The sequence below is a fragment of the Pseudomonas frederiksbergensis genome (assembly GCF_003732665.1).
Taxonomy (GTDB): Bacteria; Pseudomonadota; Gammaproteobacteria; order Pseudomonadales; family Pseudomonadaceae; genus Aquipseudomonas; species Aquipseudomonas frederiksbergensis_G.
On sequence record NZ_MOBP01000012.1, the window covers coordinates 594397 to 606663 of the forward strand.

Annotated in this window: 12 protein-coding genes; 7 read left to right on the forward strand and 5 right to left on the reverse strand. The window is 61.3% G+C overall.

The window, feature by feature from the left end:
- Window positions 1-21: 21 nt before the first annotated feature.
- Both BK665_RS19900 and BK665_RS19905 read left to right on the forward strand, forming a co-directional pair.
- Window positions 22-1017 (forward strand): zinc-dependent alcohol dehydrogenase family protein, encoded by a 996-nt coding sequence (locus BK665_RS19900; RefSeq protein ID WP_123408337.1) that lies wholly within the window; start codon window positions 22-24, stop codon window positions 1015-1017.
- 22 nt (window positions 1018-1039) lie between these two features.
- Window positions 1040-1621, forward strand: a complete 582-nt coding sequence (locus tag BK665_RS19905; protein ID WP_123408338.1) for a chorismate mutase — start codon at window positions 1040-1042, stop codon at window positions 1619-1621.
- Between the two features lie 4 nt (window positions 1622-1625).
- Here the strand turns inward: BK665_RS19905 and BK665_RS19910 are convergent, their stop codons facing one another.
- Window positions 1626-2504, reverse strand: coding sequence for a LysR substrate-binding domain-containing protein (locus tag BK665_RS19910; RefSeq protein WP_123408339.1), 879 nt, complete (start codon window positions 2502-2504; stop codon window positions 1626-1628).
- A 100-nt stretch (window positions 2505-2604) separates the two neighbouring features.
- Between BK665_RS19910 and BK665_RS19915 the strand changes: the two genes are divergently transcribed.
- Window positions 2605-3021: an ester cyclase gene (locus tag BK665_RS19915; protein WP_123408340.1), complete on the forward strand. Its 417-nt coding sequence runs from the start codon at window positions 2605-2607 to the stop codon at window positions 3019-3021.
- Here the strand turns inward: BK665_RS19915 and BK665_RS19920 are convergent.
- Window positions 2994-3917 carry a DMT family transporter gene (locus BK665_RS19920; RefSeq protein WP_123408341.1) on the reverse strand — a complete coding sequence of 308 codons (924 nt, stop codon included), beginning with the start codon at window positions 3915-3917 and terminating at the stop codon, window positions 2994-2996. The two genes, BK665_RS19915 and BK665_RS19920, sit on opposite strands and share 28 nt — an antisense overlap.
- A 125-nt stretch (window positions 3918-4042) precedes the next feature.
- Between BK665_RS19920 and BK665_RS19925 the strand changes: the two genes are divergently transcribed.
- Window positions 4043-4888, forward strand: coding sequence for a LysR family transcriptional regulator (locus BK665_RS19925; protein WP_123408342.1), 846 nt, complete (start codon window positions 4043-4045; stop codon window positions 4886-4888).
- A gap of 6 nt (window positions 4889-4894) precedes the next feature.
- Here BK665_RS19925 and BK665_RS19930 read toward each other — a convergent pair whose 3' ends face one another.
- The 3 genes from BK665_RS19930 to BK665_RS19940 all read right to left on the reverse strand — a co-directional run bounded on the left by BK665_RS19930 (window position 4895) and on the right by BK665_RS19940 (window position 8285).
- Window positions 4895-6079 carry a patatin-like phospholipase family protein gene (locus BK665_RS19930; RefSeq protein WP_259699633.1) on the reverse strand — a complete coding sequence of 395 codons (1185 nt, stop codon included), beginning with the start codon at window positions 6077-6079 and terminating at the stop codon, window positions 4895-4897.
- A 117-nt stretch (window positions 6080-6196) separates the two neighbouring features.
- Window positions 6197-6832, reverse strand: coding sequence for a response regulator transcription factor (locus BK665_RS19935; protein ID WP_123408344.1), 636 nt, complete (start codon window positions 6830-6832; stop codon window positions 6197-6199).
- 4 nt (window positions 6833-6836) lie between these two features.
- Window positions 6837-8285, reverse strand: coding sequence for a sensor histidine kinase (locus tag BK665_RS19940; RefSeq protein WP_123408345.1), 1449 nt, complete (start codon window positions 8283-8285; stop codon window positions 6837-6839).
- Window positions 8286-8514: 229 nt separating this feature from the next.
- Between BK665_RS19940 and BK665_RS19945 the strand changes: the two genes are divergently transcribed.
- The 3 genes from BK665_RS19945 to BK665_RS19955 all read left to right on the forward strand — a co-directional run bounded on the left by BK665_RS19945 (window position 8515) and on the right by BK665_RS19955 (window position 12259).
- Window positions 8515-10134, forward strand: a complete 1620-nt coding sequence (locus BK665_RS19945) for an acyl-CoA synthetase (protein WP_123408346.1) — start codon at window positions 8515-8517, stop codon at window positions 10132-10134.
- Between the two features lie 128 nt (window positions 10135-10262).
- Complete coding sequence (locus BK665_RS19950) at window positions 10263-10589, forward strand: DUF485 domain-containing protein (RefSeq protein ID WP_123408347.1); 327 nt, start codon at window positions 10263-10265, stop codon at window positions 10587-10589.
- Window positions 10590-10630: 41 nt separating this feature from the next.
- The gene (locus BK665_RS19955; RefSeq protein WP_221179267.1) at window positions 10631-12259 is read left to right on the forward strand and encodes a cation acetate symporter; all 1629 of its coding nucleotides are present in this window, start codon (window positions 10631-10633) and stop codon (window positions 12257-12259) included.
- Window positions 12260-12267: the final 8 nt, after the last annotated feature.

A 12267-nucleotide genomic window follows, 5' to 3' on the forward strand; every position in this document is an offset into this window, starting at 1 on the left:
TAATGTCATCAGGAGTTCCCCATGAACCAGAAAACCATGCGCGCCGCCCTCGCTGTTACCCCCGGCGCCCCGCTGCAAGTGCAAAATCTGCCGATGCCTGACGTCAGCGCAGGCCAGGTATTGGTCAAAATCATCGCCAGTGGCGTAAACCCATTGGACACCAAGATCAGCAGCGGCCAGGGCGCTCATGCCCGGCAGCCGTTGCCCGCTGTGTTGGGGATGGATCTGGCCGGGATCGTCGAAGCGGTGGGTGCAGACGTCACAGCCTTCAACATCGGCGACGAGGTCTACGGCATGGCCGGCGGGATTGGCGGCAACCAGGGTTCGCTGGCGCAGTACATGGCCGTCGATGCCGATTTGCTGGCGCGCAAGCCAGGCAATTTGAGCATGCGCGAAGCCGCCGCCCTGCCGCTGATTTTCATCACGGCGTGGGAGGGTTTGGTGGACCGGGCCAATGTTCGCGCAGGGCAACAGGTGTTGGTGCAAGGTGGCGCCGGTGGCGTCGGGCATGTTGCCGTGCAAATCGCCAAGGCTCGCGGGGCCGAGGTGTTCGCCACCGGGAGTGGCAAAGGCCTGGCGATCATCGAGGGCTTCGGTGCCACGGCGATTGATTACCGCAACCAGTTGCCGGCCGATTACCTCGAACAACACACCGGCGGCGAAGGGTTTGACATCGTGTACGACACGGTCGGCGGTGCAACGCTGGACGCCTCCTTCAACCTGTTGAAGGCCTACACCGGCCACGTCGTCAGTTGCCTGGGTTGGGGCGAACACAAACTCGCGCCGCTGTCGTTCCGGGGTGCGACCTATTCCGGGGTTTTCACCCTGCTGCCGTTGATCACTGGCAAGGGCCGCAAGCACCACGGCGAAATCCTCGCCGAAGCCACGCGCATGGCCGAAGCCGGACAACTGCGGGTGCTGCTGGATGATCGGCGCTTTACCCTGGAAAACGTCAATGATGCCTACGCCGTCGTTGCCGCAGGCCAGGCAATCGGTAAAGTAGTGATCAATCTCTAATCCCGTCCCTGGATACCCATTGATGAGCCTCGAACCGAAACTGCCACTCCAGATTCTGTGTTTTGCCGCCCTAGGCCTCGCTGTCCTCAGCGCCGAGGCGAATGCGCAACCTTCGCCCCCCAAGGCTTTGCAACCGCTGCTGGTGACCTTGAATGAACGCCTGCACATCGGTGATCTTGTGGCCCTGACCAAATGGGACAGCGGCAAACCGATCCAGGACAGCCCCCGGGAAGCGCAAGTCATCGCCAACGCCAAGAAGCTGGCCGTGGATCGCAAACTCGATCCGGAAGACGTCGGCCAATTACTGGCGGCGCAGATGGAAGCCAACAAACTGGTGCAATACGGCCTACTGGCCCAATGGCAAGCGGCCGGCAAGGCGCCGGATACCCCGCGCCCGGACCTGGCCCAGCAAATCCGTCCGCGCCTGGATGAGCTGCAAAACCGCCTGTTGCAGCAATACGCCGACTTCGCGCCTTTTCGAAACGACCCAAGCTGCGCGAACTGGATCGCCCAGGCACGCGCCAGCCTGGCCACGGACCCATTGCATGAACTGGCGCTGATCCGCGCCACCGGGGAGTTGTGTACGGCTGACCTGCCCCGGTAAATGCTCAGGCCAGACGTGGACCCGACATCAGCCCTTCGGTCAGCAACGACACCAAGGGTTGGACCAGATGCTGAGTGCGCACATCGTCGCCAATCACCGCCACTTCGGTGCTGGGCAAGGTGGGCAACTTTTCCGACGGTTCGACAATCCGCATCCCTTCTTGCAGAAACGACGTACCTAGCGCGGTAATGCCCAGCCCGCCGGCAACGGCGGCCTGAACCCCCATCAAATTGCTGGCCAGGCAGGCCGATACCCATTCCCGCCGAACGGACGCAAGGGCCTCGATCATGATGCCCCGGTACGCGCAGGGCGGCCGCATCATCACCAGGCGTAAGGGCTTGGAGGCTTCGATGTCGAAATCCTGCGCGGCGATCCAGACCAAAGGCTCGCGCCAGATGACCCGTCCCCGTTGTGCGGCGGGATTGGCTTTTTGCTTGGCAATCACCACGTCCAGCAATCCCGCTTCGTGGTCGGCCAGCAGGTCGTGGCTCAAACCGGTGGTGAGTTCCAGGTGAATGTCGGGGTACGCCTTGCAAAAGCGCGATAACAACTTCGGCAGTTGCGTGAGCACCAAGTTCTCGGAGATCCCCAGGCGCAGCAGATTCACCGTTGCGGGGGCTTTGATTTCGCGGATGAAGGTCTCGACATGCACCATCAATTTGCGTGCGCCCACCAACAGACGTTCGCCGTCGGGGGTCAGGGTCAGTGCGCGGCTGGTGCGCTCGAATACACGCAGGCCGAGGATGTCTTCCAGCCGAATGATCTTCTGGCTGACCGCCGATTGCGACCGCGCAATCACGTCCCCTGCCGCCGTGAAACTGCCCGTCTCCGCCACCGCGATAAACGCCCGCAACAGGTCTATTTCAAGGTCGCTGGCTTGCATGGACAATTCGCCTTTCAACTGGATGCCATAAGATTTATGCGTTTGAGTTCTGGATGGCAAGCACCGAACATCGTGCTCAATCTGAAACGAGGTGTTTGAAATGACCGATAGAACAGCCGTAAAAATCGTTGAAAGCTTCTGGCGCGAGGTGTGGCAGGCCAAAGACCCGCAAGCCGCCGAGCGCTTCGTTGCCGAAGACTTCGTCATCACGTCCGGCGGCGTCGATATTGTTGGTCGCGAGGCCTTTATTCGCTGGATTGGCGCCTTCCTCTCGACCATCAAAGACTTCGAATTCGGCGCCATCGAGACGTTCCAGAACGCCCAAGGCACCCGCGTCGCCTCCCGCTGGAAGTTGACCGGAAAAAACCAAGGGTTCATCGGTGGGCGCTCGTGCAACAGCCCTTTCGAAATGCTCGGCACAGCCGTCTGGGAAGTGCGCCCCGATGGCTTGCTGGCGCACAACTGGGTCGAGCGCAATGCTCTGGAAGTTCACCGTGACATGATCGGCTTGGATTGAGCCGGACTGAAGACCAGGCCCGAAGCAAACACCACTCCAAGGATCACGCCGCCGGCACCGAGCAGTTGCCACACATTGGGCAACACTCCGAGGATCGACGACACCAGCATGGTGAACACCGGCGCCAGGTTGAAGAAGATCGAAGTCCGAGCGGCGCCTATGGCATGGATGCCTTTGAACCACAGCAGGTACGCAATCAATGATCCGAAGACCGCCAGATAGATCACCGCACCATGAATGGCCAGCGAAGCATTGCGAATGTCGGCCAGCGGATCTTCATAGATGAAGCCCAGTACGATCAAACCGATCACCCCGAACAACATGGAAAATGTCGTGGTTTCCAGTGGTGTGGAGTCTTTGACGAAGCGCCGGGTGCCAACCATGTTTGCGGCCCAAGCCATACTGCCGGCCAGAATCATGGCGTCACCACTGGCCACTTTCAGCCCGAGCAGCACCTGGATATCCCCACGGGTGATCACCAGGCCAACGCCCAGCAACCCCAATATCAGGCCGATGGCACGACCACGATCAATGCGTTCACCTTCAAGCACCACGGCAAAGATCATGGTCCATAGCGGCGTAGTCGCCAGGATCAGTGCGCCATTAATCGGTGTGGTGGTTTGCAGGCCAAAGAAGGTCGCGAGGCTGAACGCGGTAAACCCAAGCAGGCCCAGGCCGATAAAGGCCAGCAGGTTGTTCTTCAACGTGCTGAGCCGCAACTGACCGGCCAGACTGAAAATCAGCACGAGCAACAGGGTCGAGATGGCAAAGCGCTCAATGGACGCGCTGATCGGTGCCATGCTCTTGATGATATAGGCGCCGGCATTGAAGTTGGTGCCCCAGAAAAACGTGGCGCCGACAATACCGGCATACGCGAGAGGCGTTGATTTTGACATGGCTGTTTCCTCGGCAATCGTGCGATGAACGTGCAAACCTGCTCATCAGGTTTTGAACGATTCTTGCAGGCTTGCCTATGGGGCAAAATTCCCCATTTGTTCACCCTTAATGTGAGAAAACGCCCATGTTCGATTGGGAGGATCTGCGCTACTTCATCGTCTTCGCCCAGGAACAGTCGTTATCGGGGGCGGCGCGGGCGCTCAAGGTCGACCACGCTACGGTGGCGCGGCGCATCAGTGCGCTGGAGAGTTCGCTGAACCTCAAGTTGGTGGATCGACGCCCGCGCTCCTATGTCATTACCGAGGACGGGGAACGCATTGCCCAGTTGGGCCGCCGCATGGAGAGCGAGTCCTTCGCGGTACAGCGCAGCGCGCTGGCCGGACAGGATAGCTACGCCGGCGAAGTGACGATCAGTGCCCCGCCCGCACTGGCCTGCGCCCTGATTGCGCCTCGTATCAGTGAATTGCGGGCGAACTATCCGCAGCTGTCCTTGCAGTTGATTGGCAGCCTGGGCAGCGCGTCGTTGTCGCGGCGCGAAGCCGATATTGCCGTACGCCTGAGCCGCCCCAAGGAACCGGATCTGGTGGCCCGCAAGGTCGCGACGCTGCCGTTTCACCTGTACGGCTCGGCTGACTATGTAGCCGTCACCGCCGCGCAAGACCTGGCCTTCATCGCCTACGACGAAACCATGGAACAGTCCCCGCAACAGACCTGGCTCAAGCAGCAGGCGGGTGATCGACCGATCCTGCTGCGCAGCAATGATCTGAATATCCAGGCCACTGCTGCACAGGCAGGCGCGGGTGTCGCGGCACTCCCGTATTTCCTTGGCGAGCGCTACGGCCTGCAAGCGATACCGTCCGTGGGTACGGGTCTTGACCGTGATGTGTGGCTGGTGGTGCACAGCGATATCCGGCATACCCCGGCGGTGCAGGCGGTGATGGGTTTTCTGGTGTCCTGCTTTGAACAATAGGCTCGCTCAGCTATGCGGCGATTTATGCCACGGATAGCCTTTAGCGCTGAGTTGAAAGGCGTAATCGAACAGACGCTTCATGTATTCGCCATCGAATTTGCGAGTGCGAGAACCATCAAAATCGGCGCCGATGTAGGCCAGGTTGAAGTCCGCTCCGTCCTGCTGCGCAATGCGGTAGATACGATCCAGGTCGCTGATCCCTTGGGTCTGGATCAACGTGCTGATGGCGCGACCGCCGATGCTCAAGGTACGGCGCTTGGTGCCGGACCACTGCGGTTCCAGTTTGCCGTTGCGAATCACGTAGAAATGCCGTTCCCGTCGCAGACGCGCACCGGTCACTTGGTTCAGCGCCATCACCGTGCCCGGCGGATAAAGAAACACCTGGGTGAGCACGCCGCCGTCCACGTGCATTTCCTGAAACTGTTTGCCGTCAACTTCCACGTCGATCATCACCGGTGACACGGCGCCGGGAATGCTCATCGACGCGACCATGATGTTGCGAAACAGGTCCAGCGCTCCCGGTGCTCCGCTGGCGGCAATCGCACCCATGTTCCAGGTGACCGGGCGCCCGGCATCCAGGTCGGTGGTGCCGATCATCAGCAGGCGTCCCTTGATGTATTGCGCGGCGATGGCCGCCAGCACCTCGGCCGTGACGTACTTGGCGATCAGGCGCGCCAACGGCTTGCTGTCCGCGATGCCGTCGCTCGCCAGGCGAGTCAGCATACTTCGAGAATGGAACACGTCTTTGGGGCCGATGCCGTTGCAGATCCCCTGAATCACCGCATCGTACTCGGGCCCCAGGAAAGCGAAAGGCGCGACCAGCGCCCCCGCGCTGATGCCAGTGACAACCTTGAACACCGGTCGGCTCCCATGCAGGGTCCATCCGGCAATGATGCCCGCCGCGAACGTGCCGGCGTCGCCCCCTCCCGAAACGGCCAGCATATCGGCCAACGGCAGCATTTCATTCGGCCCGTCGAGACTGCCGAACGCGGCGTACTCTCGAACGTTGGCCTCGCTCGCATCCCGGATGAACGCGCTCAGGTCATGATCCAGCCAGTAGCGCGCATTAGGGATGCCGGGGATCAGCGCTTTTTCCGTTAACAGTTGTGGCACTGCTTCCCGGCGTTGCAGGCAGCCTTCGCGCAACATGTTCAGGGTTGAGGCGCTGGGCCTGGGCAGAAAGGGTTTCAAGACGCCTCCTCCGGTCCCTGTGATCGACAGAGAACGCGCTCGACTAAGTGACTTGCTCCTCTTCCATGCTAGCGCAAGCCCAGTGAGTCAGGACGACGGCGGGACGTCCGGTCTGGCTTAACGCAGTTTCAGCGGATCGACCATTTGCGCCGCGATCGCCATCCCTACCAGATCCGGCAAGGTATTGGCCTGCATGCGCTTCATCACCCGCGAGCGGTACAAATCGACGGTTTTGGCGCTGACACCCAATTGCTCGGCGATTTCCTTGGTGGTGTAACCCTGCACCAGCGGCAGCAACACGTCGCGCTCTCGCGGGGTCAGGGTCAGCATGCGAGCCTGCAATTCTTCATGGCCCAGATTGCCCGAGCGATTGGCCGCGCAGTTGCTGAGGGCCTGTTGCACGCTGTCGAGCAGTAGCTGTTCGTTGTAGGGCTTTTCGATGAAGTCATGGGCGCCGGCCTTGAAGGCACGGACCACGATGGGCACGTCGGCGTGGCCGCTGACGAAGATGATCGGCAGGTTCAGTTCCCGTTCGCGCATGGCTTCCTGCACGTTCAAACCGCCCATGCCCGGCATGCGCACATCCAGCAGCACGCAGGCATTGAGCCGTGCATCGCAGGCTTCCAGAAATTCGACGCCGCTGGTAAACGGCAAGGCCTTGAGGCCCACCGATTCCAGCAGCCAAACCGTCGAATCGAGCATGCCTTGATCATCATCGACCACGTAAACCACGTGCTCCGTCACACCTGCCATTGCGTCATTCCTGTTGTTGTTTTATGGGGCCGGCCAGTGGCAAACGGCAGTAAACGAGCAGCCCGACCGGTTGCCGGCGCGCCCGCAACTCGCCGCCAAAACCTTCGATGATGCTGCGGCTCATGGACAATCCCAGGCCCAGGCCATCCGGTTTGCTGGTGTAGAACGGGGTAAATATCTGCTCCAGTTCCGGCTCGCTGACGCCCGGCCCCTGGTCCTGCACGCTGATCTCCACCGTGGCCGCACTGCCCTGCCCCGCAGCCATCACGATCAGCGACGGGCGGCCCGGATGTTGTTCGCGATTGGCATCGATGGCGTTGCGCAGCAGGTTGAGCAGTACTTGTTCCAGCAGCACCCGGTCGGCGTAAACGGGCGGCAGATTATCCGGCAGTCGATCCTCGATTGTCACTTGGCATTGGGTCGCTTCCCAGGCGCACAACCGCACCGCTTCACGGGCGACATCCACCATGTTCAGCGCCTGCATGCGCCGCTGGCCCTTGCGCAGGAAGCCGCGCAAACGCCGGATGACTTCCGAGGCGTGGGTGGCGTGCAACGTGATGCGTTCCAGGCCCTGGGCCACCCGTTCCGCCGCCTGGGGATTGGTCGCCAGCGCCTGCATATAGCGTTGGCTGGCGTTGGCGTAATTGACCACCGCCGCCAGTGGCTGGTTGATTTCGTGGGCGATGCCCGAGGCCAGTTCCCCCAGCGTCACCAGGCGTGCGGTGTGGGCCAGTTCGTCTTCCAGGCGTCGGCGCTTTTCTTCGCCCTGCACCCGGGCGGTGATGTCCCGGGACACGCACACCACTTCGACCACCGCCCCGGTGTAGGTCTCGCGAATCGCCCGGCTGGCGGTTTCGAACCACAGGTAATGCCCGTCACGATGGCGGATGCGATACGTCATGGTGTGATAACCGTTCTGCTCCAGGGCATCGCGGGCGGTTTGCACCAGATTCGCCAGGTCCTGGCCGTGAAACAAGCCTTGGGCCATTTGCCCGCGCAGCGCTTCGGGCCAATAGCCGAGCAAGGTCCAGGAGGCCGGCGATGCATCCAGAAAGCGCCCGTCCGGGGTATGCCGGGAAATCAGATCGGTGGTGTTCTCGATGATCAGCCGGTACAGCCGCCGCGCCGTGGCCGCTTCGCGCTCGGCCAGCACTTGGGCGGTGGCCACGAGGCAACGGGCGAACACGCGGTTGTTGGGCGGATCGGGGATAAAGGTCCAGATCAGAATCTGCGTCTGAAACTGCGCTTCGACCCCTTCGATAGCGCGCTGCTGCGCCAGGCTGGCGCGCACCAGGTCGCGATGATTTTTCGGCAGGAACCCGAGCACGTAGCTGTGCGGATGCTGCGCGAGCAGTGCCCGCAGCGTCGCATTCAACTCCAGCGGCTGACCCTGGCTATCGAGCAGCACGCTGGGCTGTGGGTCATGGCTCAATAAGGGGGAGTCAGGCGTCATCACCGGTCCACTGCGTAGGGAAGGCCAAGAATATACCGGCCGTGGAGGAATCGCCGCATTCATTTAGCGCCTGAAGAATTTAATATAGTACTTATACTATACAACCTAGGTTGTACTTCCATATCTAGGGTTGATTGTTATATAAAGCAGACCGGACATAAAAGTTGACCTCAGCGGCTACGCTCAAAGGTCAGCCATAGAGCTAACAATCAGCCACCGAGTACCCGCCATGTCGATCTTCGAACAAGGGCTTAGCCCTAAGGCTGTCAACCATATCGCCTTGTCGCCGCTCAGCTTCCTCGAGCGCACCGCCCACGTTTACCCCGACTACCCCGCCGTCATCCACGGCTCGATCCGCCGCACCTGGGCGCAGACCTACAGCCGTTGCCGACGCCTGGCCTCGGCCCTGGCCGGTCGCGGGATCGGTAAGGACGACACCGTCGCGGTGATGCTGCCCAACATCCCGGAGATGCTGGAAGTGCACTTCGGCGTGCCGATGATCGGTGCGGTGCTCAACCCGCTCAACGTACGGCTGGACGCCGAGGCCATCGCGTTCATGCTGCAACATGGCGAAGCCAAGGTATTGATCACCGATCGCGAGTTCCACACGGTGATCCACGCGGCCATCGGCATGCTCGATCACCCGCCGCTGGTGATCGACGTCAATGACCCGGAATACGGCGAAGGCCAGGCCGTCAGTGATTTGGACTACGAAGCATTGCTGGCCGAAGGTGACCCGGCGTTCGCCTGGCAATGGCCGGATGACGAATGGCAAGCCATCTCGCTGAACTACACCTCCGGCACCACCGGCAACCCGAAAGGCGTGGTCTATCACCATCGCGGCGCCTACCTCAACGCCCTGGGCAACCAGATGACCTGGGCCATGGGCAACCATCCGGTGTACCTCTGGACCCTGCCGATGTTCCATTGCAACGGTTGGTGCTACCCGTGGACCATCACCGCGCTGGCCGGCGTGCATGTGTTCCTGCGTCGGGTCGATCCGCAGAAAATCCTCACCCTGATTCGCGAACACCAGGTCACTCACCTGTGTGGCGCGCCGATCGTGCTCAATGCGCTGGTCAACATGCCGGACTCGGCCAAAGCCGCCATCGATCACCCTGTCAACGCCATGGTCGCCGGCGCCGCGCCGCCGGCCAAAGTCATCGGCGCCGTGGAAGAAATGGGCATCAAGGTCACCCACGTCTATGGCCTGACCGAAACCTACGGTCCGGTGACGCTGTGCGCCTGGCATGCCGAATGGGATGAATTGCCGCTGGATGAGCGGGCGCAGATCAAATCGCGCCAGGGCGTGCGTTACCCGACGCTGGAAGGCGTCATGGTCGCCGACTCGACGCTGCAACCGACCCCGAGGGACGGCAAGACCATCGGCGAGATCTTCATGCGCGGCAACACCGTGATGAAGGGCTACCTGAAAAACCCGACCGCCACCGCCGAAGCGTTCGAGGGCGGCTGGTTCCACACCGGCGACCTGGCGGTGTGTCATCCCGACGGTTATGTCGAGATCAAGGACCGGCTCAAAGACATCATCATCTCCGGCGGCGAGAACATTTCCACCATCGAGCTCGAAGGCGTGCTGTACCGCCACCCAGGTGTGATGGAAGCCGCTGTCGTGGCCCGTCCCGACGAAAAATGGGGCGAAACACCCTGCGCCTTCATCACCTTGAAGGCTGATCACCAGGACGTGCGCGAGGCGGACATCATCAGCTTCTGCCGCGAACACCTGGCCGGGTTCAAAGTGCCGCGCACCGTGATCTTCACCCTGTTGCCGAAGACATCCACCGGCAAGATCCAGAAATACGTACTGCGCGACAGGGCCCAGGCGCTCTAACCCTCACCCACGCTGAACGCTTCAAGCGGCAGGTCGCGAACCTGCCGTTTCGGGCTCGTGCGCGCTCAATTCGGCGCGCCCTCGCCCTGCCCCCACACACCGACAACAAAAACAATGTGGAGCTACCGATGATCGACATCCATTCAACCGACACCCAGCGTTGCGAACGGATTCGCGCCAATCCGAAATTCCTCCAACTGGTCAGCAGCCGTTCACGCCTGGCCTGGACGTTGAGTGCCACGGTTTTGTGCACTTACTACCTGTTCATGCTGGTGGTGGCGTTTGCCCCGCAATGGCTGCATGCGCCGCTCGGTGAGCACCGGATGTTGACCCTGGGCATGCCGGTGGGCGCGGCGATCATCATTTTTTCCTGGCTGCTGACGGGGTGGTACGTCTACCGCGCCAACACCCGTTTCGATGCACTCGGCGCGGCGATTCTTGAGGAGAGCAAGTGATGAAGCTGCTCAAGAAGCTATTCCTCGCCGGTGCAGGGTTGATGTCGTCCGGCGCTGTGCTCGCTGCACCGTTGACGGGCGCGGTGGAGAAACAGCCGCTCAATCTGAATGCGATCAGCATGTTCTTCGTGTTCGTGCTCGGCACGCTCTGCATCACCTGGTGGGCGGCGCGGCAAACCAAATCCACCTCGGATTTCTACACCGCGGGTGGCGGCATCACCGGGTTTCAGAACGGTCTGGCGATTGCCGGTGACTACATGTCCGCCGCCACGTTGCTGGGGCTGTCGAGCCTGGTGTTTGCCAAGGGTTACGACGGTTTCATCTACACCATCGGCTTCTTCGTCGGCTGGCCGATCATCACCTTCCTGATGGCCGAGCGTTTGCGCAATCTGGGACGCTACACCTTCGCCGACATCGTGTCCTATCGCCTGGACCAGAACAAAGTACGGATCTTCGCCGCGTTCGGTTCGCTGACGGTGGTGTGCTGCTACTTGATCGTGCAAATGGTCGGTGCCGGGCAGTTGATCAAATTGTTGTTCGGCCTCGACTACCCGGTTGCGGTGGTCATCGTCGGTGCGCTGATGCTGGTGTACGTGATTTTCGGCGGGATGATCGCGACGACGTGGGTGCAAATCATCAAGGCTGTGTTGTTGCTGGCCGGTGGCACGACCCTCGCGGTCATGGCCATGTCGCAATTCGGTTTCAGCTACGAAACCCTCGCCGCCAAAGCGGTCCAGGCCCACGCCAGTGGCTGGAACATCATGGGCCCGGGCGCGATGCTCGCCGACCCGATCAACACTGCGTCCATGTCTCTCGGCCTGGTATTCGGGATCGCTGGTCTGCCGCACATTCTGATGCGTTTCTTCACCGTGCCGAACGCCAAGGAAGCGCGTAAATCGGTGTTCTACGCCACCGGTTTCATCGGTTTCTTCTTCCTCGTGGTCTGCACCCTGGGCTTCGCGGCGATGGTGATCATCGGCACCGATCCGCAGTACTACGTCAACGGTGAAGTCGGCGGCGCCTTGATCGGCGGCGGCAACATGGTTGCCATGCACCTGGCCAGAGCGGTGGGCGGCAACCTGTTCTTCGGTTTCCTGGCGGCAGTCGCGTTCGCCACCATTCTGGCGGTCGTCTCCGGGCTGGCCCTGGCCGGTGCCTCGGCGATTTCCCATGACCTGTACGCCACGGTGTTCAAGAAAGGCAAGGCCAGCGAGAAACAGGAAATGCGCGTCACGCGCATGGCCACCGTCGGCCTGGGCATCGTCGCGATTCTGCTGGGCATTCTGTTCGAGAAGATGAACGTCGCGTTCCTGGTGGGCCTGACCTTCGGCATCGCCGCGTCGACCAATTTCCCGGTGCTGATCATGGCCATGTACTGGAAAGGCCTGACCACCAAAGGCGCGATCCTCGGCGGTTTCGCCGGGCTGATCTGCGCGTTGGTGCTGGTGATTCTGTCGCCAGCCGTGTGGGTCACCGTGCTCGGCCATGCCCACGCGATCTTCCCCTACGACCACCCGGCGCTGTTCTCCATGCCGCTGGCGTTCCTGGTGATTGTGGTCGTGTCGAAACTCGACCGCAGCGTGCGCGCCGACAAGGAACGCGACGCCTACGCCGACCAGTTCGTGCGCGCCCAAACCGGTCTCGGCGCCGCCAGCGCTTCCAGTCATTGATTGAAAAA